Consider the following 21187-nt stretch of genomic DNA (forward strand, 5'->3'; position numbering starts at 1 on the left):
TGGGTTAATTTTTATTAAATATTTGACTAATTAATTCCATCGTTTTTAAGCTCTCTTTAATCGTAATAGCATTGTTTGGTTCATTGCGGACCGCCTTGCAAATTTCCTGTGCTTGAAGATAAAAGCCCGCTTTGTAGCTCTTATCAATCGAATTAATTTCAATGCTGTTTAATTTTCTTTCCCCAGCATTTTGGAAACTTGCTGTTTCAAGCGGCTGCATGACCCATCTTCGCGATGGTGTGCTCACGGTGCACGCCCATGGCCCCGGACCTTTCCATATTCCTTCATACAAAGCACTATCCCCGCTACTGAATGTGATATAAGCCAATGCGATCTGAGAGGCTTCTCCTTGCCAGGGGACAATCGGATTAACGTCAATGATGTCGCCTCGACAAAAGTAGTTAATCAGATCAATATTATGAATCGAGTTAGCATACATAAAATTTTCGACAACTTCCTCGGGATGATTATAGTGCCTGGCTTCTTCATAACTTTGTTGGTCTTGGATATGTACATACCTTGCTTCATTTTTTTGAGCTAAGTCATCGAGAATTTTTCGTGAGGAGTCATAAAACCGTCTGTTTAACCCAACAAATGTTGGTTTTTTACATGTTAATGACGCTTCAGCAATGTCATAGGCATCCTTTAGGTGATAGCCAGCTGGTTTTTCAAGCAAGACAGTCCAATCAAACTTAAAACACTCCTTGGCTACTTTATTAGCTTGCAGCTCAGGAACGGTGACAATGACCAAATCTGCTTGTGTGGCTTGATGGAGTTCACCGATGGAAGAAGTATTGATTGGAATATGAAATTCTATAGCTAATTCAGATGCTCGTTGATAAGTTCGACTGTGTATCCCCGCAATCGTGACATTTTCAATTGCTTGAAAGGCTTTGATGTGTTCTCTGGCCATGTTACCAGCACCAATAATGGCTATTTTAATCGATTTCATAACGCTCCTCTTTTACAGTCTGAAAATTGGTGCTAACTAGTTTTTTGTGAGTCAATAATTGCTGTATTAATTGATGTATTCTTTGAGAAGAATGACCATCTAAATTACCCCAATCTAATTTTTCAATTTGAAGTTGATTTTTCAGGTTATCCAGGTATGGTTTATCGTTTATGTTGATGATTGCTTGAGCAAAATCTTCTTTTGATTCCACATTGATGACGCCTCGGACAGATGCATAGTCGCCATAATTATAATGGAAGATATCATAATTGATAGAGGGTATCCCGCAGGATATAGCCCAGCGGATTGTTGCTGAGGCAAATGCAATGTAGATGTCCGACAAAGCAACAAGTTTTAAGGTGTCTATCTCAGACGATATAAATCCCTTCTTTTCGAACATATGGCTAAGTTCGGGATAATTAGGGTGAGGTCTTACAATGATATGATATTTATCTAAAAGATCCCTTAAGGAATAATAAATAAAATCGACAGCTGCTTCGATTGATTCAAAATCAAACCCGGGTGGGTTTGATACTAATTGATTTGGAAAGCCACCAATAAGAAGGATGGGTTTTATTTTATTTAAATTATACCGAGTGTGTAACTTTCTTAGTTCTTGGTCTTTATTGAGTAGGTAATGCGCAAGCTCATCATCATAGCAGGCACCTGTAATAACCATTTTAGAAGCAGGAATTCCACTGTTTTGATAGTACTCAAACATTTTTGTATTTTCTACACCAATAATATTGGCAAATGAACTATTCATCATCCATGGATCCGGGGGCGATGTTTTTGTTAGAAGATGACCAATAACATGACCTGCCGGCAGTCTTAAAACTTGATGTTGATTTTCTTCCATTACCCACGATTTAAAATATTTCCCCATAATGCGATTGTATTTTAAAGCCATCGAAATGGAAGGGTTATTTTTTAACGATTCAAATGCTTCACGTTGGTTGGCAATTGTATAGGGTAATATGATACTGGGTATTTTTAATTTATGCCCAGCTTTAACCAGTAAAGGCGTTACATCACCAACGATATCCTCAGGTAAAATAATCAAATCAATCTGATGTGCTTTGAGTATTTTTTTTAAATTTTTAAAGTTGACTAGGTAATTGATGGCCATAAAAATAACGGGGGTTATCTCACGGTTTTTAATCCAACTCATTAGTTTGATTAACGTACGTTTAACAAATTTAAGTTTTTTTATTAAATAAGTTAAAAATAATTTACTCTCGATATTCTGGAGGGACGTTTTATGACCGTGACTCTCATTCTTTTTAGATTGGTTGACTTTTTGTTTTTTAGATAGTAGATGCTTATTTTTTTTAGTTGAGTATGTTATAACAAAAGAACTAAAAAATATCCTATTCGAAAATGTCCCTTTTTTCACGGAGGAGTCTGTAAGTTCATCCATATAATCATTATGGTTATTACAACCACTGCGGCAATATAGAATTGACGCCGAATAATTAAACTTCTTTAAATTTTCAGACACACGCTGCATTTCGATGAAATCTGATGGTCGTTGACAAAGGAATAGCAAATGTTGTGAGGCATTCATATTATGATATATTAATTGTTAGATAATAGAGTGAGTAAAATCACCATGACATTATCATTATTATATAATGATAATGAGTATTTAAAACCTAAAATGTTAAACCTAGATTTACTACCTATATTTGGGCTACTTCATTTTCATTATTAAGGCCTGTCAAATGAGGTGTTTCATGTCTCAAAAAATTTTTCAAGGTTTGAGAAATACGTTTAACTGATTTTCCATCCACCTTACCAAAGTTACCGTAGAATGCTTTTGTTTGAAATAGTAAACTTTCAAACCAAGTATTATCTGAAAAAGCTCTATTAATAAATTCAATAAGCTCGTTAAACTGATTAGTTTGAACATAAGATGGAGTTTCAGGAAAATCATTGACACCGAAATTATATAAATCAAAGTTAATCACCAATTTTCTGGCCGTTAACGCCCACCTAGCCAAACTTGAGCCGCAACAGATTATGACATCGCAATGCGGTATCAAATATAATGGGAAATCGTCACTTATTTCAGCATCTATTTGTTTGATATTGTCTCTGTCGGTTTTAAGCATCCTAGGATGCAAAGAACAAATGATTTCAATTTGTTTATTATTCTCAAAAGAATTGACGAATGCAGTAACAAATTCTCCAACTGATTTAAAAGTACATTTATGAGACCAACCGGTATGGTCACTGGGCGGGATGCAAAAAAGGACCTTTAATTTGTCCGATTTTAATTTACACAAATTTTTATATGCATTTAAGGCCTGCAGGTTCTTTTCCATGGATTCAAACAAAATATCGCAATATACGGAACCAGTGACGCGGATTTTCGATGAGTCGATCCCTTCACTTAAATATCTTGTTTGCATGGCTTTGTTTTCCGCCATAAGTACATCAGCAATTCCGCCATGCATACACCAAGGGTCAAGAATGTTAATCTTCAAGTCTTCAAGTGCTAAAACATACTCAGGAGGCAAATACAATACTTCCCCATATTTCGTTTCTTTTATCCACTTTGGGAATAGTTCTTTTACAACTTGAACGAGAGGTTGAGACGTTGTTAGTAATTCATTTCTATGATAGCGCTCTTCAACGCCCTTATATACTAAAGATGTTGAGTCACCAATTCCATAAGGTAAAACCGCAACTATTTTCTTCATTCGTTTTGCAGCATTGATTAACCAAAAATCTGATGCAATACCATCTTCACCTATCATAATAACATCAGGATTGTACGACTTGATTATTATATTTGCAGCCAATAGGCGAGTAAAATGTATTTTTCTGAATAATTGATAATGAATTTTTGAGATATTAGCATCGCTTAATTTCTTTGCGAATTTACGATATAAATTCATGCTGTGAATATACATCTGAATTGAAGTTAAAATCGATTTTTTATGTTTAGTTGGATTATTTTCTCTATGGTGAAAAAATTGCATCCCATGCTTTTGCGCGACGTTTTTAATTGATTCTGCAACCCCCTCATCATCACGATCACAGCAAAATCCTACTTGGATATCTTCTTTTTTTAAACGTAGCGCAACTTCTTCATAATAGCGAAGTTGTCCTAGCTCACCTGTAACGATTAAAATCTTCATTGTTGTGCTTAAATAATTATATGTAATGCAATGGAATATATTTTATCTATCTATCCATTCCAAAAGTCCGCCTTTAGAGAATCGACTGTATGATTTATCATGTAATTCCCATTGTTCACCACGAACCCACTGTCTAGATGATTTTCGCAGCTTATCCCCAGTTCGAGGTAATCGATAACCAGGGTAGGAGTGAGCGCGCATAATACGTCTTTCTAAACCCTCTTTCAAAAAGCCGCCTCGATGGAATACGTCGGTACTAAATATAATCAAGGATCCCGCCGGCGCGTATATTTCGACACAATCGTTAATGGTTTCTTTTATATCGTCACAGTCAATAAGTTCATTGCCCATTTTATAAAATTCTGGTGTTCCAATTTCTATGAAGTCATTTTTACATAAAGTGTCAAACCAAGATCGAAATTTATGTCTTGCTAGAGTCTGACTCGCTGGGTGAATACCAAATGCACCAAATCCAGGTTCGAGAATATCATCAAGGTATATCATAAATTTAATATTCCAGGTTTTGTCAAAATGGGATGGAGCCACTTCTTCACCTTTCCCAATATCGTAAGTAGCATAAATTTCCTCATTAAAAAGAGATGGATTCCCTATAATTTTGTTGACCAGTTTAACTAAAAGGGGATCATCAAATACCTGGTTCGCATATTTGAACCGCTTTGATCCTTTAATCGATCGATAAAGAGCAGCATAGTCTGCTACATCTCCGCCAACTCGTAGAACACATTCAACCGAGGGATCATTGCGTACTTCTCTCATTGCATGCCAATCGTTATCGAGATTTATTAATGATTCCTTACTTAGCCAGTGAGGCAATACCGCTACGCCATACTCTTTTATGGTAGTTAGAATTTTACTAAAATCCATCGTGTTAGTTACTGTAAAATCCGATAAAGCTATATTCATAATGATCCCTCTATGCAAAGATATAAATAATGCAGTTGATGCAAACTAAATATTTTAGAATATTACGCTGGTTCAACAATTGTTTCTTTTGATGGTTCCATAAGATCAACGTTAATTGGCATAGCTTTTGCCTGTGAGGCTCTTATGCAATTGGCACAAAGGGTACCATCTAGTTTATTATTGATATGTTTTTGTCGTAACTCTTGAAATCGTTCACTTTGCCAAGCTTCACTCATGGGCATTTTATTAAGATCCTCAATTGACAAGAGGTTCTCATAATCATTGCAACATGCTTTTAAGTAGCCCTCTCGAGAGATATGCAATTTATTGAAAGGTAAATGGCATTCCCGATAAGGAGGCAAAGGAAGGTGAGACATTTGCCCTGATTGGTTGCTAGCTTCATAATAAATGATTTCATCAACATAATCATTAACTAGCTCTTTCAATTCATCAAAACTATGTTTGCTTGATTCCATACCAACAAATGAAACGCCAAGATATACTGTGTGATCAACTTGTTTTCGGTAATTACTGACAAACCGGATGTTGTCTATAACTCTGTCGAAATGGTCATTGCCATGGACTTGTTTATAAACTTGACGATTGCCGCCATTTACAGAGAATTTTATGGAATTTAGGCCGGAATCAATAATTTCTTTGAATCTAGTTTGGTTTGGAATTGAGCCATTAGTTGAAATATACATGTATTCATAACCAATGTCGCGACAATATTTTACATACTCATCAAGCCACTTACATGTCAGAGGTTCCGCCCCTGCAAAGAGACCTATTTCTCTCGCACCATTGTCATAGGCTTCTGAAACCAATTTTTTAAATAATTCCGGTTTCATTTGCCCTTTTGTTCTTTCCATTAATGTATAGGCACAGAAAGAACATTTATGATTACAAATATTTGTAGTCTCAATCTGTATCTGTTTAGGGAAAGGCGGGGTGCTAATTCGTTGAGTTGAACTAATAGTATTTACTAACCTTTTCCCTACATGGCTATTTTGAGAGTCGAGATTTTTAAATATATCTGTTAAATTGGCGTGAGGAGTTTTTTTTTTGTCCATCGGAGTTCCTTACATAACATATTTTTTTAAGATATTATTTAGTTTCAATAACTATAAATTCTAAATTAACTAATTGGCTAGCACCATTTATTAACTGTCGAGAATTATTTTCGGTTTTGATTGTCCAAGTTCGCATAGGATCTTCTTTTTTTGGCAGTTCAATAGATAAAGTAAATGGTTTAAATTCAAATCGAGAAACGCGTTCATGATTTTCTAATATTTTGCTTAGAGTGTATTTTGAGTGAATATTCCAGCCACACTCCCAGGTGAAGGGATTTTGGTCCGCACGTTTGTATCTGGTTAGTACATCAATTGGGTCATTGTTAAACATATCGAGGATTAAAATGAGACCATCATTTTTAGTCCATTTAATTAAATTGTTTAAAATTAAATCGGGATCATCAAGGCAATCTAAGACCCCAAACATTGTTATGACGTTTGCACCCGCAGCGTGAAAACAATGTTGATCTTCTATGTTGCCTGTTATATAGGCTGAGTCAGGATCTCTTCTCTTAGCCTCATTTATTAGGGAAGCAGAAACATCTAAACCAATAAAACTATTGTTAGGGCAAAACGATTTAAAATAGTGTATAAATTCCCCAGTTGCACATCCAATATCAAGGATAGTGTCACTCAGACATATGGTTTTTCGATTATTGATGATCTTAACAGCTTCGATAAAGATGTCTTTTGTATTTTTTCTTCTGTCCTCTGATAAATAAATGCCATCATCAGCGATTCGCTCCCCAACTAATAGACTCAAAATTATTGCCCCTATCCATTATTATTGATGGCAACGATAGCATACTGGAATTTTGATATCAAGGTTTGGAAAGATAACGCATAACTGAATTTCTGTCTATTGAGAACTACTTCAATTTTAATTTGTTACACGATAAACAATCGTAATTGAAAGGTGTTCAATTATTTGTTAGTCTTGAGAGCAAATTTTTTTATCAAGCAATCTATGTCAAGATCATATGCCACTAAAAATTCAATAATAATCTGTATTAGCTCTATATCCCAATTAAGAATGTTCGAGGCTCTGATTATAAAGATTCGACATTCATATGATAAAATTGTGTTCGTTGCATACGATTGTAATCAGTATGGAGCCGATACTATTAAATACATAGCAAACAAATATGACATTAATTTTGATATACAAGAATCTATAACATCGGAAGATGTTAAAGTAAATCAAATCGATGAATTCCTTTACAGAAGTTATTTGGATAAAATCCTTTGCTATGTAAATCGTATTTCATATGGATATAATACTAATATGATAAAACACCAGGTGCTAGCTTTCTGTAAGAGTTTTCAGGGATATTTAAAAGCGGCAGAAAAATTAATATCAGACTATCAGCCTAGCGCGATCCTTTTTGGTGAAGATGGGTTATCTGGCAATTGTTACCTTATAAAAAAGGCTAAAGAACATAATATCCCAACCTTGACTATTCCTTATGAAATAAGTGGCAAAGAGGATTTAATAAATGCTATAAACGAAAAGTACTTAAATAATGAAGCTCTGTTATTTAATAAACGGGAATCAAGGTTTCACAAAATAATTGCTCAGAACCACTCAAAATGGATTACGAATACAAGCCACGGACAAGCCACCTTATTTCCTGTTAGCTATATCGCAGCAAGATTAATCAATTCTCTTGATTTACCAGACCCTTGGACTACTCATGGTGGTAGCAGTGATTTACTTATTTCTGAGAGCAAAATAATGACCCAGCATTATATCTCTGAAAATATTATTCCTGATAAGATTTATGAAGCTGGGAGTGTTTATTGTGATGTGCTATACGAAGCATTAAATACCAATCCTATATATCAAAATGCATACACAAATAAATGTAAGTTAAAATCTAATAAGACATCGATACTTGTTTCAATACCACCCAGCTACCATGAAACCAGAGTTGGTGAAAATGAGTTTTCGACATACAGTGAAATGATTACTAACATTTTTAACCTAATAAAAGTGCTTAATTGTGAGACATCTGTATCAATTCACCCTGCTGTTTCTGAAGAGCAAACAAACATGATAAGAGAAGCGGGTTTTAAGATAACCGATAAATGGCTAATTGAAGAAATTCCGGCTCATGATATTTATTTCACTATCAGTTTTTCTTCTACCATACGATGGGGGATTGCTTCAGGAAAGCCGGTAATCAATTATGATGCTTATAATCATAACTTAAAAATATATGATCATACGCAGGGGTTTTATTCATTTAATGAATTAAAGAAAATAGGAAATTGCTTACAGGCACTGATGCCTGATAGTCAATATTCTGCTGTTTCTCATGAAATTGGGAAAATTAGGAGAGAGTGGGGTGTTTTAGATGGAAAAAATACTGAAAGAATAAATGCTATTATACTTTCCAGTATTACTAAAAGGCTACCACTACCGAAATGACTCAAAAAAATTATTACAATACCTTATTACATGGAAAGATATGGCGATTTTAAAATAAAATTACCTAACTATACCGCATTTTTGAATTCTTTATTTGAGTCTTCTTCCACTATTGCAAATCATGTCTATTTTTTCATTTCACCGATTTATAAAAATGGTGTAAGACAAACTCAATTTAAGGTATCGGATATCCAAAATGAACTGGATGATCTTTATCGAATTTGTAAACAGTTTTCCAATATTCATTGCTTGACACCAAGTTTCAACTATTCGAAAGATAATTTTATGAATTTGACACACTTTAATGAGCAAGGACATCGAGTACTGGCAAAATGGGTGTTTGAGCAGATATCAGTCAATCAGAAATCTTAGTCGTGTGATTGTATAAAAGAGTTAACTTTGCTTAGGCCATATGATATGGATTACCAGCAGGTGAACCCACCATCCACAATAATATTTTGTCCGGTGATATACGAGGAAGCATCTGAGGCTAAGAAAATTAAGGCGCCCATCAATTCTGAAGCATGCCCCATTCGTCCTAATGGAACTTTTTTTGCGTAGTTATTTTTAAACGTATCATTTTGACCACTCTCCATTCCCCCTGGGGTGATGGCGTTTACTCGGATATTATGTTTGGCCCAGTAGGTTGCTAAATAGTTGGTAAAGCTAATCACTGCACCTTTCGATGCCGAATAAACCGCAGGGGTGTTAATGGCAACCCCCATGTATTCTGAACCCTCGTAAATGCTTTGATCAGGGGCAACAATCCCATAAATTGAACTGGTTTGAATAATACTGCCGCCGGAGTTTTGTTTTATTAGCACTTTTCCCACGGCTTGGGCAACAAGAAACATGGCGTCAATATTAACTGACATTACTTCTTTCCATGTTTCTAGCTTGTATTCTTCGAAAGGATCAAAGAAATTTTTCAGGTTGCTGGTTTTGGTTGCAGCGTTGTTAAATAAGACATTGATTTGTCCAAACTCGTTCTTAACAAGTTGAACCATCTTTTCAATGCTATCTTTGTTGGTGATATCACATGGAATAGGCAGTATTTCTGCATCAGGATTATGCTGGTATAGAATATGGGCTGTTTCATCGAGTGAGGTCGGGTTTATGTCGACAATAGCAACCTTAGCGCCAGCATCAGATAATGATTTTGTGAACGCTTGTCCCAGTATGCCAGCGCCACCGGTTATGATGACTGATTTATTCGTCAGGTTAAACAAGGGATATCCTTTTTTTCGTGAGCATGGTTTAGGGTGAATGTTTCAAAAGGTTTTAATTGCTTGGCGTTTTCGATTAATTGCATGGCCTCGATGGTTTCATTTGCGTCAATGACAGGCGATTTTGTTTCAATCATGGTAAAAAACTGCTGCAAGGTTCTTTTGAACGCTTCGAAATTATTATGCAAATCAACATGGTGATGGGCTTTCGTTCCATAAAACGATAGATGGAACGTCTTATTGACTTGTCCTAAGCATGATAAATTTAGAGGAATACCGCTTTTGCATTCTATCAAATACGACTCCACCGGGGTTGGCAACCTCATCACGGAATGGAGGGGACCATAACCTAATCCTAATAAGGCATCGATCATATGGATGCCATATTTTTCAAGATCATTTAACACCACGGCATCAATTCGTTTTATGTCTCCTAAACTAGAGATATCAGCTCTTAGAGAATCGAGTTCCTGCGCGTACCTCAAACCAGATGTGCTCATCAATAGACCATTTTTTAGATAGGGTTCAAAGTAAGTTAGCTCATTCAAGTTTAGTGTGAGGGGCTTATCAACGAAAACAGGTATGTTATGTTGTAAAAATTCCCTGGCGATATCATAGTGACAGCTGTAATCATCTCGGGCAATGATGATGGCATCAACCTTACCAATCATGTCAAGGTAGTTAGAAACGGCATTGGGAATGTTGCTGCACTGGCAAAGTTGCTCGGTTATCGTCTTATCTTGTGTCCAGGCGTGAGTAATACGAGCATTTTCAATACCGATAGCATCTTTGGGTTGACGTTCAAGGTAATCAAGAATGGGCGTCCACCCAGATTGTTCAAAGGCTAACTTATTATAGCCATTGACTATAGCAGAGAAAGAATAAGGATGACCATTACCAGCACTGTAACCGATAATGCCGGCCTTAATTACCATATTGCCCAACCTCCATCAACGCAAATATTTTGCCCGGTTATATAGGTTCCTGCATCCGAACAAAGTAGAGCTGCGGCACCTTTTAATTCATGAGGCTTACCAATTCGATTTAAAGGATTTTTTGCCGCAAGTCTTGCAATAAAATCCGGATTTTCTTGTTGCGTTTTTTCAAATGGAAAAGGTCCGGGGCTAATCGCATTGACCCGAATTCCATCTGGGGATAAAAAACTGGCAAGATAGCGAGTGAGTTGTAATAGTCCCGCTTTTGCAGCGCCATAGCTGGGTGGATTGGCAAATTTGCTACTATCATAGAGTCTGTGGTCAGGGGCAACATGTCCATACATTGAAGTGATATTTAAAATATTCCCTTTTTGTTTTTTGAGTAATGGATGAACTTTCTTGATGGTTCTGAAAACGCCATTTAAGCAAATTTCAATGTCAGAATTCCAGTCGTCGTCTGAAATCGATTCGAAGGTATTTTTGTTTCCAGACCAACCACTATTTACCAGTATGTTAATGCCTTCTGGATACATATTAGATAAATTCTTAGCGAATTCGTCGATTGATTCAGCTTTAGAAATATCCACCGATAAGGCAATAATCGTTTGAGACGGAAAACGTGTTTTTAATGTCTCAACAAATCGATTGCACTTTTCAATATCTCGGCTTGCGATAATTAAATTAGCACCTAGCTCGGCAAAACAATAAGAAATTTCACTGCCAAGCAAGCCCGCACCGCCAACAATTAAAGCGGTTTTATTTTTTAATGAAAGTAAATCAGACAGTTTCGGGGAGTTCTCTGGTATCGAGTATTGCATTTGCTATCACCAAATCTTTTTTAGTATCAATATCTATCACAGAGTCACTATTTATGATTTCTGCGCCCATTTTTCCATATAAGACATTAGGACCATCTTTAGGAAACGTTTTTAGATTAAACGCATACATTGCGCCATTTAATTGAAAAGCTTTCGGCAGCTTTTGCCGAGATAACCAAGGGATCGCTCCTTTAATAAATGGTTGGGGGATTCCTTCGGTAATTTCCCAGGTTCGATGGGGGTTGATCTCCGCTTCATTAAAAGTAGCAATTGAATCGAGATCTTCCTCTTCGAGTCGTTTTAAACACGTTTGAATGACATGTTTATCCCTGAAAGGGGACGTTGCTTCTAAGAGAATCATATAGTCATAGGTTTCGCCTATTTCCATTAACGTTTTATGCGTGTAACGAATGACATCTGCAACAACTGCTTCATCCGTTGCAAGATGGGCTGGGCGGTCATGCACTTCGGCACCATAGGATTCACTGGCTCGTTTGATAGCGTCATTATCTGTAGAAACGATGATTTTATCAATTTCTGGAATAGCTTGAGCTGTTTCAATAGGCCAGGCAAGTAAAGGTTTGCCGCCTAAAAGAGCAAGGTTTTTGTTTTTAATCGATTTACTACCACCTCTAAGAGGTATCAAGGCGACTATTTTTTTCTGACCTATCATACAAATGGCTACTTTAAAGACAATCTTTTAAGGTGACCTATTATAGGATTATCATTTTGATTTAAGCAAGTGGAGAATAAGGTATCTTTAAACTCGCTGCTGGATCTTCTTTAGCCACTCGGTTAAAATGCGGCTTCAGTTAATAAAAAGTCTAGAATTGTGAAAAAAATCGTTATCATTGGTGCAGGCCAACTCGGCAGTCGACATCTTCAATCTCTAAATTTATTGGATTTTGAATTAGATATTCTGGTGGTCGATCCAAACATAGAGTCTTTAAATACTGCTAAATCTCGATTTGAAGCAACAATATCGAGTGTTCGACATACTATCCACTATTCACAAGAATTGGTGATTTCAGGAGACGTTGATGTTGCTATCATCGCAAGCACTGCAAAGGTTAGGCGAAGCATAATTGAAAATTTAGTTTCTCAAGCACATGTAAAACATTTGGTGTTAGAAAAATTACTTTTTAACCAGAAAGACGATTATCAAGCAATTGGCTCGTTAATTGAGAACCATCAAATTCAAACATGGGTCAACTGCCCTATGAGGCAAATGGCTTTTTATCAACAGTTACAACCCTTATACCATAATAAGCCCATGCAACTTCATGTTTATGGTAGCCAATATGGACTGGTTACCAATGCAATTCACTATCTCGACTACGTGGCGTATTTAACAGGGGATAATGATTTTAAATTAAATTTATCCCATCTTGATAAGCAAGTCGTTAACAGTAAACGGCCTGGTTATTATGAACTGACTGGTACACTTATTGCCGAGTTTTCGAATGGATCCATAGCATCTATCCATTGCAATAAAGCCGGTGGCGCACCGATTCAAATTGAAATTTATAATAATGAGCATCGAGCTATTTCTAGAGAATGGGAGCATGCAGCGTGGGTGACTGGTGAGAATTATGATTGGAAGTGGCAAGAAGTCTCAGCAGAAATCCCTTTTCAAAGTGTTTTGACGGCAAACTTAGTGAAAGAATTGTTGTTGGAAAATAAGTGTGCATTGCCTGATTACAGGACTTCTGCGCACACGCATCTCCAGCTTTTATGCCCATTGGAAACATTTGTGGCAGAAGTTGGATTTAAAAAAGAGATGGATTTTCCTTTTACCTAACAAATAGGGATTTTCCTAAATCTATTATATCAGTTAATTATCGGTTTAATATTTAAACCGATAAGGCAGATTCAACCTCTGCTCTACTCGGATAACTTATTAAAACAGCTCTTCTTGGGCCATGAAATACAAAGAAACTTCCAGCTGCAACAGCTGAAGAACAACCACAATCTAATGCGGCTTTAAAATCATCTAGCTTTCCAGCCCCTCCTGCAGCAATCGTAGGGACAGTTACTGCATTAGAAATGGAAGCTATTAAATCAAGGTCATACCCAGACATGGTACCATCTCTATCGATTGAATGGATCATGATTTCGCCCGTCCCTAACGATTGGGCATATTGCGCTAATTGAACAGGGTGCGTATTGATGGCTGTCGTCGCATTATTTGAATAAGATTTATAGGCTCCGAGCCAATTTTTCTTGACATCAATTGAAATAATGACACTTTGTGACCCATACAGTTTTGCGATATCAGTCACTAAGCTGGGTTTTTTTATCCAGCCTGAATTAATGACTACTTTTTCTGCGCCAGCTGCTAACAGTTCCCCAACTTGGGAGGCGCAAGTTATGCCACCACCAATGGTTAGGGGCATCATGCATTCGCCGGCAATTTCTTCAACAAATTTGGGACAGATAAAACGATTTTCTTTAGTCGCTAAAATATCCAGCAGAATTAGCTCATCGACTTCTTTATCATTAAAGATATTGATGGCATTAATGGGGTCTCCAACATATGTATGATTTTTAAATTTAACCCCTTTGTATAATCCAGTGCCTTTTAATAACAAGACTGGTATAACTCGTGGTAAAATCATGTATAAAGCCCAGGTGCTTAAGAATAGGAATAATAATATACTAATATGGCACTTCTGAGTACTTATATCTCTATATTACTCGGCTAACTTGACTGGTTTGCTAAATTAACCAGTTATAATAGAGGATAACCTATGATCGTTGTTGTTGATTATAAAATGGGTAATATCGGCTCCATCGTCAATATGTTTAAAAAGTTGGGGGAAGACGTTACTGTCTCAGATCAAAAAAAGGATATTTTACAGGCCGACAAACTCATTTTGCCAGGGGTTGGTGCATTTGATACGGGCATTACTCATCTAGAAAAACTTGATTTGATTGATGTCCTCAATGAGAAAGTTTTAAAAGATAAAACACCTATTTTAGGCATTTGTATCGGGATGCAACTAATGGCTAAGTCAAGTGAAGAGGGCGTTAGGAAAGGGCTTAGTTGGTTTGATGCTGAAGTCAAAAAATTCGATTTTCAGCAAGATGACAAAAAACTACGGGTCCCTTGTATCGGATGGAATATGGTTAAGCCCATGATGAAAGATATTTTATTTAATGGAGAGGATGAATTTAGATTTTACTTTGTCCATTCCTATTACTTTGATACACAGCATTCTGCAGACATCTTAGCTGTCTCAACCTATGGATTTGACTACCCTTGTGCGGTTAAACGAGAAAATATCTATGGGGTTCAATTTCATCCAGAAAAAAGCCATAAGTTTGGTTTGCAGATGTTTCGCAATTTTATTCAGCTCTAGGCAATTAAATTGAATCTCTGAGGCTAGATTGTTCTCTTTATATGGATAGTAATGTTGGAATTAATCTAATCAAGAATAATAAGGCTACACATTTACATGTATCATAGCTAAAATATCAAACAAATAAAAAAGCACAGATACCAATGTCAAAACTCCCCCAAACCCTTCCCAAATTCTTCTTCCGCTATTTCAAGCAATATCCCATCTCGTTTACGATTTTCTTCTTAGCGCCTTTTGCCTTGATTCTTGAAGTGACGTTGATGCCTTATGGGTTAAAGATGATTGTTGATGCGTTTACCAAGTTTGATGGGCATCGGCAGGATATTTGGGCGACGGTTCAGTCTGCGATTTGGTTGATTGGGACGGCTTGGATTTCTTTGATTGTGATTATGCGTTTGCAATATGGGTGGCAGGCGTTTGTCATCCCCAAATATCAAGCAAAAATGCGCTTGGATTTGTTGAATTATGTCTCGGAGCATTCGTTTGAATTCTTTTTGAATCGGTTTGCGGGCAATATTGCCAATAAAATTTCAGACCTGGTACGCACGGTTGAAAGTATGCGTGAAATTATTTGTTGGCATATCATCTCTTCCATTGCTGTAACGTCTGCCTCGCTCATCATGTTATATCTGGTTTCTCCCTTGTTTTGCTTAATTATGTTGTCGTGGATTTCAATTCATATTCTCATTGTTATGACGCAAGCAAAGAAGATTAATCGCATTTCCAGCGAGAATGCGGAAGATAAGAGTGTGTTGAGTGGGTCTATCGTTGATATTTTGACCAATATTATGCCGGTGAAGTTGTTTGCTCATCAGGAATTTGAATTGGATTCGGTGGGATTTAAGCAGCGAATTGAGGCAAGTAGTTCAAAGCAATTGATTCTAAAAATGAACCTATTTCGCTTATGCATTGATATTCCTGTCACCATCATGCTGGGCTTTACGATTTATTATATTGTTCGCTATTGGTCTTTGGGTAAGATTTCGACCGGCGATGTAGTGTTTATTTTTAATATTACCTTTGCAGTCATGAATCAGTTATGGTGGATGGGGCATGCGTTGGCGGAGTTGTTTAAAGAAATTGGCGTTGCTAACCAGGCTTTGGAACTGCTAAGCCGCCCTCATAGCATTATTGATAATCCGGAGTCAAAACCGCTTGTTGTGACCAAGGGCCGCATTGAATTTGATCACGTTAGTTTTCAATATCACGAGAATACCCAGTTATTTCGCGATAAAAAGGTCGTGATTTTGCCTGGTGAGAAGGTAGGGCTGGTTGGCTATTCAGGCGCTGGGAAAAGTACGTTTGTTCATTTAATCTTACGCTTCTTTGATTTGGATGGGGGACGTATTATGATTGATGGCCAAGATATCAGTTTAGTCACACAAGCCTCATTACGACAAAATATCGCCTTTATTCCGCAAGATACCACCTTATTTCACCGAACGATTGAAGAAAATATCCGCTATGGTTGTTTAGATGCGACTGAAAAAGACGTCATTGATGCGGCAAAACAAGCCCATTGTCATGATTTTATTATCAGCCTGGAAAAAGGTTATAGTACGTTGGTGGGGGAGCGGGGCATTAAACTATCCGGAGGCCAGCGCCAGCGCATTGCTATCGCCAGAGCCATCTTAAAAAAAGCGCCTATTTTGATTTTAGATGAAGCGACATCTTCCTTAGACTCAATCACTGAGTCAACAGTGCAAAGTAGTCTTGCTGCCCTGATGAGGAATGCGACCACCATCGTGGTCGCTCATCGATTATCAACCCTTGCCCAAATGGATCGTATCCTTGTTTTTGAGCAAGGGAAAATTATTGAAGATGGTACTCATGAGCAATTAATTGCTCTACAAGGACATTATTATAAGCTATGGCAAATGCAAGCCGGCGGGTTTTTACCGATGGATCCTTGAAGACTCAAGCAGCATTTCAAGATTAAACTGTTATTATCCCGATTCCTCATCTTGAAATGACAATTTTATTTCAATTCAACCCGACGAAATAAAAGCCCGATTCAGTCTTACTTTAAAGGTTGTCCGTCTTCCTCCGCGAATGCGGAGGATCCAGGCAGAGTGAGCCATCAATGAAGTACTTAAGTTACTAAATAACGCAATTCTAAAATCTTGGTTCCTGGACCCTCCGCATAAAGCGGAGGGCGACGTTCGAGGGGCCACACATAATGCGGAGGTTGAAGGTGGTGGGGCCACGCATAGTGTGGAGGTTGACGGTGGTGGGGTCACGCATAAAGCGGGGGTCGGCATTGGTGGGTCCCAGAGTGGTAACCCGTTTCAGGCTTTTTGTCGTCTTCCTCCGCGAATGCGGAGGATCCAGGTACAGTGAGCCATCAATGAAGTACTTAGGTTACTAAATAGCGCAATTCTAAAATCTTGGTTCCTGGACCCTCCGCATAAAGCGGAGGGCGACGTTCGAGGGGCCACACATAATGCGGAGGTTGAAGGTGGTGGGGCCACGCATAGTGTGGAGGTTGACGGTGGTGGGGTCACGCATAAAGCGGGGGTCGGCATTGGTGGGTCCCAGAGTGGTAACCCGTTTCAGGCTTTTTGTCGTCTTCCTCCGCGAATGCGGAGGATCCATATTTGGTGAATTAGCCACATATATCCTCGAATAAGTCTTTCCATTGAGGGTTTTTCGATTCAATAAGTCGTATTTTCCATTTTCTAAGATATTTTTTTAACCGTTTTTCTCGTCTAATTGCTTCGTATATATCTAAGTGCTGTTCGTAATAAACAAGAAGAGAGCAGCCATATTTTTTAGTAAATCCTGGCACTAAGTGGTTTCTATGTTCCCATGTTCGTCTAATAAGATCTGACGTAACGCCAACATATAATGTACCGTTTTTCTTGCTTGCCATAATGTAAACATAGGAATAGCTATCCATAATCATGCCTTTAGAGGTTGGTTTCCTGGACACTCCGCATTTGCAGCGGGTGATATAATTGGTTGTACCTTGCTAAGTACATGGCAGTGATGGTTGCATAAATAGATTCTGATTTCTAGCGTAAAATCCCAGGCCATACCACCCTTTAAAAAAAGCTGCTATGATGGTTAATCGTTTGGGTACTCATCCAGGCTTTGCCTTGGGTATCACTGAGATTAATCGAAAATTTGATGAGAATTCGCTTTTGAAATATCGGTTGATAAAGAGGCTATTTAGTGCCCTCTTAATATGTCTTTGTATATCGTCTGCCTATGGCCAATGGGTTGTGCGCGATCACACGAGTGTGCGTCTTTTAAGTGAGTATCAAGCTGTTGATGGGAAGTCCCCCTTTTGGTTATTAGTCGAATTTGATATTAAGCCAGGTTGGCATACATATTGGCAAAATCCCGGCGATTCGGGCACGCCGCCTGATTTTCAATGGCATTTGCCAGAAGGTTGGAAGGCTTCTTCGATTCATTGGCTGCCCCCTTCGAAAATTCCGGCAGGTCCGTTTATTAATTATGGGTATAGTGGCAAAGCGTATCATTTAGTGAAAGTAAAACCGAAGCCTGTGAGTGCTGATGGTATTATTCAACTCGAATTAAAAGCCGAATGGCTAGTCTGTGAAGTGGAATGTATTCCAGAAAATGCTGATTTAGTGATTAATTTGCGGGGGGCTTTAGAGAATGAACCCAGTGAGTCTTTTGATCAAATTAATGCCTTAGTTGCAAAAACCCAGTTACCTTCCTTAAATGCCACCGCATCCCTCAATCAAGACAGCATGCAATTGCAGTTCAAATCGTCTGATTCAGGAGAAACTTACTTTTTTCCACTGCAACAAGGCATTATTGAGCCGGCGCAAAAGCAACATATAACAAACAAGGATGGCGATACGCTTTTATCGATGAGCCGCGGGACTTTGCAAGCATCATTTCCTGTCAATGGCATTCTTGAGATAGGTGATAATTATTATTCACTCAATGCTGCGGAACACGTCCTTGCCTCTCAGGGTGAGGATGCCCTCTGGCTACCATTGATGTTAGCGTTTGCTTTATTAGGGGGCTTAATTCTTAATTTAATGCCCTGTGTTTTTCCCGTTTTGTCGTTGAAAGTGTTAACGCTACAAGCCAGTAGCCAAAAAAAGCTGCAAGGTCTATTTTACACCTTGGGTGTTGTTTTAAGCTTCGTTACGATTGCTTTAATCATGTTAATTTTACAAGGCGTTGGTAAACAAGTTGGCTGGGGTTTTCAACTGCAATCGCCGTCGTTTGTTATTACTTTAATATTTATCTTTACGTTGATTTCATTAAATTTATTCGGATGGTTTGAAATTCCCTTTTCATTATCCACCAACCAACGCTGGCGAGAGCAACATAAACTGCTCTATTCCTTTGCAACTGGCGTGTTAGCCTGTGTCGTGGCAACCCCTTGCTCAGCACCTTTTATGGCGACAGCCATTGGCGTGGCATTAACCCAAAATGCCTTTGTTGCCGTATTAATATTTACCTTCCTGGGATTGGGATTAGCACTGCCTTATTTACTGATTGCCTTCATACCCGCTTTAGCAAAACGATTACCCAAGCCCGGTGCTTGGATGGAGACAGCAAAGCAGTTGCTGGCGTTTCCAATGATTTTATCAGTTATCTGGTTATTATGGGTGCTGGGGCAGCAAAAATCCTTTGATGCGATTATTTTGTTGTTACTATCGTTAACCGCCTTGTTATTCTTTTTTTGGCTAAGAAAGCGAATTAAAAAAATTAGCTGGCAGCGTGTAGCAAGCATTACGACTCTGGCATTGGTGATTTGGCCAGTAGCGGCAGTCTGGAAGATGAACGGCCATGAGACGAAAGCAATGGTTTCACAGGAAAAGCAATTTTCCCAAGCTAAGCTGGATAAACTCATAGCCAATAATGAAAAAGTATTTGTATATGCAACAGCCGCCTGGTGTATTACTTGTAAAATCAATGAACGCGTAGCACTCGATGCTCAGGCGGTTAAGGATTTTTTTAAAGAAAATCATATTAAAGTCCTCAAGGCGGACTGGACGAATCGCGATGAAATGATTTTGCAATATTTGCAAAAATTCGGTAGGGCTGGGGTGCCATTGTACGTGTATTACCAACCTGGACAATCCCCTATCGTGCTACCACAGTTGTTAACCCCTGGGATTATTATTAATACGATTAAAGGAGCTTAAAATGATAAAGTCTATACTCAAGGCGGTACTCGCATGCTGCTTGTTTGTCGGCACCAGTTATGCGGCTGTCAAGGTCGGTGAGAAAGCACCGGATTTTAGTTTGAAAAGCGTGCAAGGAAAAGATGTTAAGTTGTCAGACTTTGCCAATAAAATTGTTGTCTTGGAGTGGAGTAACTTCGAATGCCCGTTTGTGAAAAAGCATTATAAAACCGGTAATATTCCTGCAATGCAGAAAAAATATAAAGAGCAGGGTGTGGTGTGGCTAACTGTGGTTTCTTCAGCGCCAGGTAAGCAAGGTAATTTTCCTGATGGCCAATTAAAAGATGTGTCACAGCAAATGGGCAATCAAGCCAATGCGGTTTTAAGAGATGATAGTGGCCAGGTTGGTAAACAGTATGGTGCTAAAACAACACCTCAATTTGTCATTATTGGTAAAAATGGCGTGGTCGCTTATACCGGTGCCATTGATTCAATCGCTAGCACCAAAGATCAAGACATCGAAAAAGCAACCAACTATGTGAGCACTGCCTTAGATGCGATCGAAAAAGGGAATAAGGTACAAGTCTCATCGACCCAGCCTTATGGGTGTAGTGTGAAATATTGATGTTGAGAGTTGTGGGGTAAGCATTTCAAGCACAATGCGCTAAATATCAAAATACTAACTTCGATTCAGCAACCCCTCATCCGCCCTTTGGGCACCTTCTCCCCATGTCTGGGGAGAAGGAATAAGGAAGGAAGTTGTTTAGGAGCCCTAGATTGCTTCGTCGCTTTGCTCCTCGCAACGACGGAGCAAGAGGTGGGGTGATCTTGTTTGGAATCGCAATTATCAAACAAGAGCTAAAAGCTCGGGATTTTCTTCAACGACTTCGACTACTTTGCTTACCATCTGCATGGACTGATTACTTTTGTTTGCCGATGCATTTTGTTTATTCATGGCTTGTTGGCCATCGTCACTATTAAAAATGCTATCTTGCAGTGAGCTGGTCGTATTCCCATTCATCATGCTCATGGCATTATTCAAATCCTCACCAATGCTTTTAATCCCTAGCGATTGGTTAACTGAGTCATTGATCATTTGCGCTATTTTTGCCAGTTCTTCCATCATTTTTTTTTGGTATTCACCATCTTTTGCAGCGTTGTTTTGATTATATGGTACACTAGTCATAGGAATTACCGTCTATTAAA

At 38.2% G+C, this 21187-nt stretch carries 20 protein-coding genes; 7 read left to right on the forward strand and 13 right to left on the reverse strand.

The window, feature by feature from the left end; all coding sequences use genetic code 11:
• Positions 1–4: 4 nt before the first annotated feature.
• From AB3348_RS07210 to AB3348_RS07235, 6 genes are all read right to left on the reverse strand, one after another.
• A complete protein-coding gene (locus AB3348_RS07210; RefSeq protein ID WP_367606900.1) occupies positions 5–952 on the reverse strand; it encodes a Gfo/Idh/MocA family protein in 948 nt (315 codons plus the stop codon).
• The gene (locus AB3348_RS07215; RefSeq protein WP_367606901.1) at positions 939–2123 is read right to left on the reverse strand and encodes a hypothetical protein; all 1185 of its coding nucleotides are present in this window, start codon (positions 2121–2123) and stop codon (positions 939–941) included. The genes AB3348_RS07210 and AB3348_RS07215 overlap by 14 nt, the downstream gene beginning before the upstream one ends.
• A gap of 511 nt (positions 2124–2634) precedes the next feature.
• Complete coding sequence (locus AB3348_RS07220) at positions 2635–4098, reverse strand: hypothetical protein (protein ID WP_367606902.1); 1464 nt, start codon at positions 4096–4098, stop codon at positions 2635–2637.
• Between the two features lie 42 nt (positions 4099–4140).
• Positions 4141–5022 (reverse strand): hypothetical protein, encoded by an 882-nt coding sequence (locus AB3348_RS07225; RefSeq protein ID WP_367606903.1) that lies wholly within the window; start codon positions 5020–5022, stop codon positions 4141–4143.
• Positions 5023–5084: 62 nt separating this feature from the next.
• Entirely contained in the window at positions 5085–6095 is a 1011-nt protein-coding gene (locus AB3348_RS07230; RefSeq protein ID WP_367606904.1) for a radical SAM/SPASM domain-containing protein, read from the reverse strand.
• A 34-nt stretch (positions 6096–6129) separates the two neighbouring features.
• Positions 6130–6858, reverse strand: a complete 729-nt coding sequence (locus AB3348_RS07235) for a trans-aconitate 2-methyltransferase (protein ID WP_367606905.1) — start codon at positions 6856–6858, stop codon at positions 6130–6132.
• Between the two features lie 318 nt (positions 6859–7176).
• Between AB3348_RS07235 and AB3348_RS07240 the strand changes: the two genes are divergently transcribed.
• Both AB3348_RS07240 and AB3348_RS07245 read left to right on the forward strand, forming a co-directional pair.
• The gene (locus tag AB3348_RS07240; RefSeq protein ID WP_367606906.1) at positions 7177–8526 is read left to right on the forward strand and encodes a hypothetical protein; all 1350 of its coding nucleotides are present in this window, start codon (positions 7177–7179) and stop codon (positions 8524–8526) included.
• 30 nt (positions 8527–8556) lie between these two features.
• Positions 8557–8898, forward strand: a complete 342-nt coding sequence (locus AB3348_RS07245) for a hypothetical protein (protein WP_367606907.1) — start codon at positions 8557–8559, stop codon at positions 8896–8898.
• A 50-nt stretch (positions 8899–8948) separates the two neighbouring features.
• On the opposite strand, the gene AB3348_RS07250 is transcribed toward AB3348_RS07245, so the two are convergent.
• From AB3348_RS07250 to AB3348_RS07265, 4 genes are read right to left on the reverse strand one after another with little or no spacing between them, the layout of a single operon-like run.
• On the reverse strand, positions 8949–9755 hold the full coding sequence (locus AB3348_RS07250; RefSeq protein ID WP_367606908.1) for an SDR family oxidoreductase: 807 nt from the start codon (positions 9753–9755) through the stop codon (positions 8949–8951).
• A complete protein-coding gene (locus AB3348_RS07255; RefSeq protein WP_367606909.1) occupies positions 9743–10687 on the reverse strand; it encodes a Gfo/Idh/MocA family oxidoreductase in 945 nt (314 codons plus the stop codon). The genes AB3348_RS07250 and AB3348_RS07255 overlap by 13 nt, the downstream gene beginning before the upstream one ends.
• Entirely contained in the window at positions 10681–11505 is an 825-nt protein-coding gene (locus AB3348_RS07260; protein ID WP_367606910.1) for an SDR family NAD(P)-dependent oxidoreductase, read from the reverse strand. The genes AB3348_RS07255 and AB3348_RS07260 overlap by 7 nt, the downstream gene beginning before the upstream one ends.
• Positions 11465–12178, reverse strand: coding sequence for a hypothetical protein (locus AB3348_RS07265; RefSeq protein ID WP_367606911.1), 714 nt, complete (start codon positions 12176–12178; stop codon positions 11465–11467). Before AB3348_RS07265 ends, AB3348_RS07260 begins: the two co-directional genes overlap by 41 nt.
• 159 nt (positions 12179–12337) lie before the next feature.
• Between AB3348_RS07265 and AB3348_RS07270 the strand changes: the two genes are divergently transcribed.
• The gene (locus AB3348_RS07270) at positions 12338–13306 is read left to right on the forward strand and encodes a Gfo/Idh/MocA family oxidoreductase (protein ID WP_367606912.1); all 969 of its coding nucleotides are present in this window, start codon (positions 12338–12340) and stop codon (positions 13304–13306) included.
• 52 nt (positions 13307–13358) lie between these two features.
• Here the strand turns inward: AB3348_RS07270 and AB3348_RS07275 are convergent, their stop codons facing one another.
• Entirely contained in the window at positions 13359–14123 is a 765-nt protein-coding gene (locus AB3348_RS07275) for an AglZ/HisF2 family acetamidino modification protein (protein ID WP_367606913.1), read from the reverse strand.
• A 132-nt stretch (positions 14124–14255) separates the two neighbouring features.
• Here AB3348_RS07275 and hisH point away from each other — a divergent pair, with 132 nt between their 5' ends.
• Both hisH and AB3348_RS07285 read left to right on the forward strand, forming a co-directional pair.
• Complete coding sequence (hisH, locus tag AB3348_RS07280) at positions 14256–14867, forward strand: imidazole glycerol phosphate synthase subunit HisH (protein ID WP_367606914.1); 612 nt, start codon at positions 14256–14258, stop codon at positions 14865–14867.
• A gap of 143 nt (positions 14868–15010) precedes the next feature.
• Complete coding sequence (locus AB3348_RS07285) at positions 15011–16780, forward strand: ABC transporter ATP-binding protein (RefSeq protein ID WP_367606915.1); 1770 nt, start codon at positions 15011–15013, stop codon at positions 16778–16780.
• A 692-nt stretch (positions 16781–17472) separates the two neighbouring features.
• Here the strand turns inward: AB3348_RS07285 and AB3348_RS07290 are convergent.
• Positions 17473–17766, reverse strand: a complete 294-nt coding sequence (locus AB3348_RS07290; protein ID WP_367606916.1) for a GIY-YIG nuclease family protein — start codon at positions 17764–17766, stop codon at positions 17473–17475.
• A 160-nt stretch (positions 17767–17926) separates the two neighbouring features.
• Between AB3348_RS07290 and AB3348_RS07295 the strand changes: the two genes are divergently transcribed.
• Both AB3348_RS07295 and AB3348_RS07300 read left to right on the forward strand, forming a co-directional pair.
• Positions 17927–20002 (forward strand): protein-disulfide reductase DsbD family protein, encoded by a 2076-nt coding sequence (locus tag AB3348_RS07295; protein ID WP_367606917.1) that lies wholly within the window; start codon positions 17927–17929, stop codon positions 20000–20002.
• 1 nt (position 20003) lies between these two features.
• Positions 20004–20606: a redoxin domain-containing protein gene (locus AB3348_RS07300; protein ID WP_367606918.1), complete on the forward strand. Its 603-nt coding sequence runs from the start codon at positions 20004–20006 to the stop codon at positions 20604–20606.
• Positions 20607–20828: 222 nt separating this feature from the next.
• Here the strand turns inward: AB3348_RS07300 and AB3348_RS07305 are convergent, their stop codons facing one another.
• Positions 20829–21167, reverse strand: a complete 339-nt coding sequence (locus AB3348_RS07305; RefSeq protein WP_367606919.1) for a hypothetical protein — start codon at positions 21165–21167, stop codon at positions 20829–20831.
• Positions 21168–21187: the final 20 nt, after the last annotated feature.

This window comes from Legionella sp. W05-934-2 (assembly GCF_964199965.1).
In the GTDB taxonomy this organism is placed as follows: domain Bacteria; phylum Pseudomonadota; class Gammaproteobacteria; order Legionellales; family Legionellaceae; genus JAFIFT01.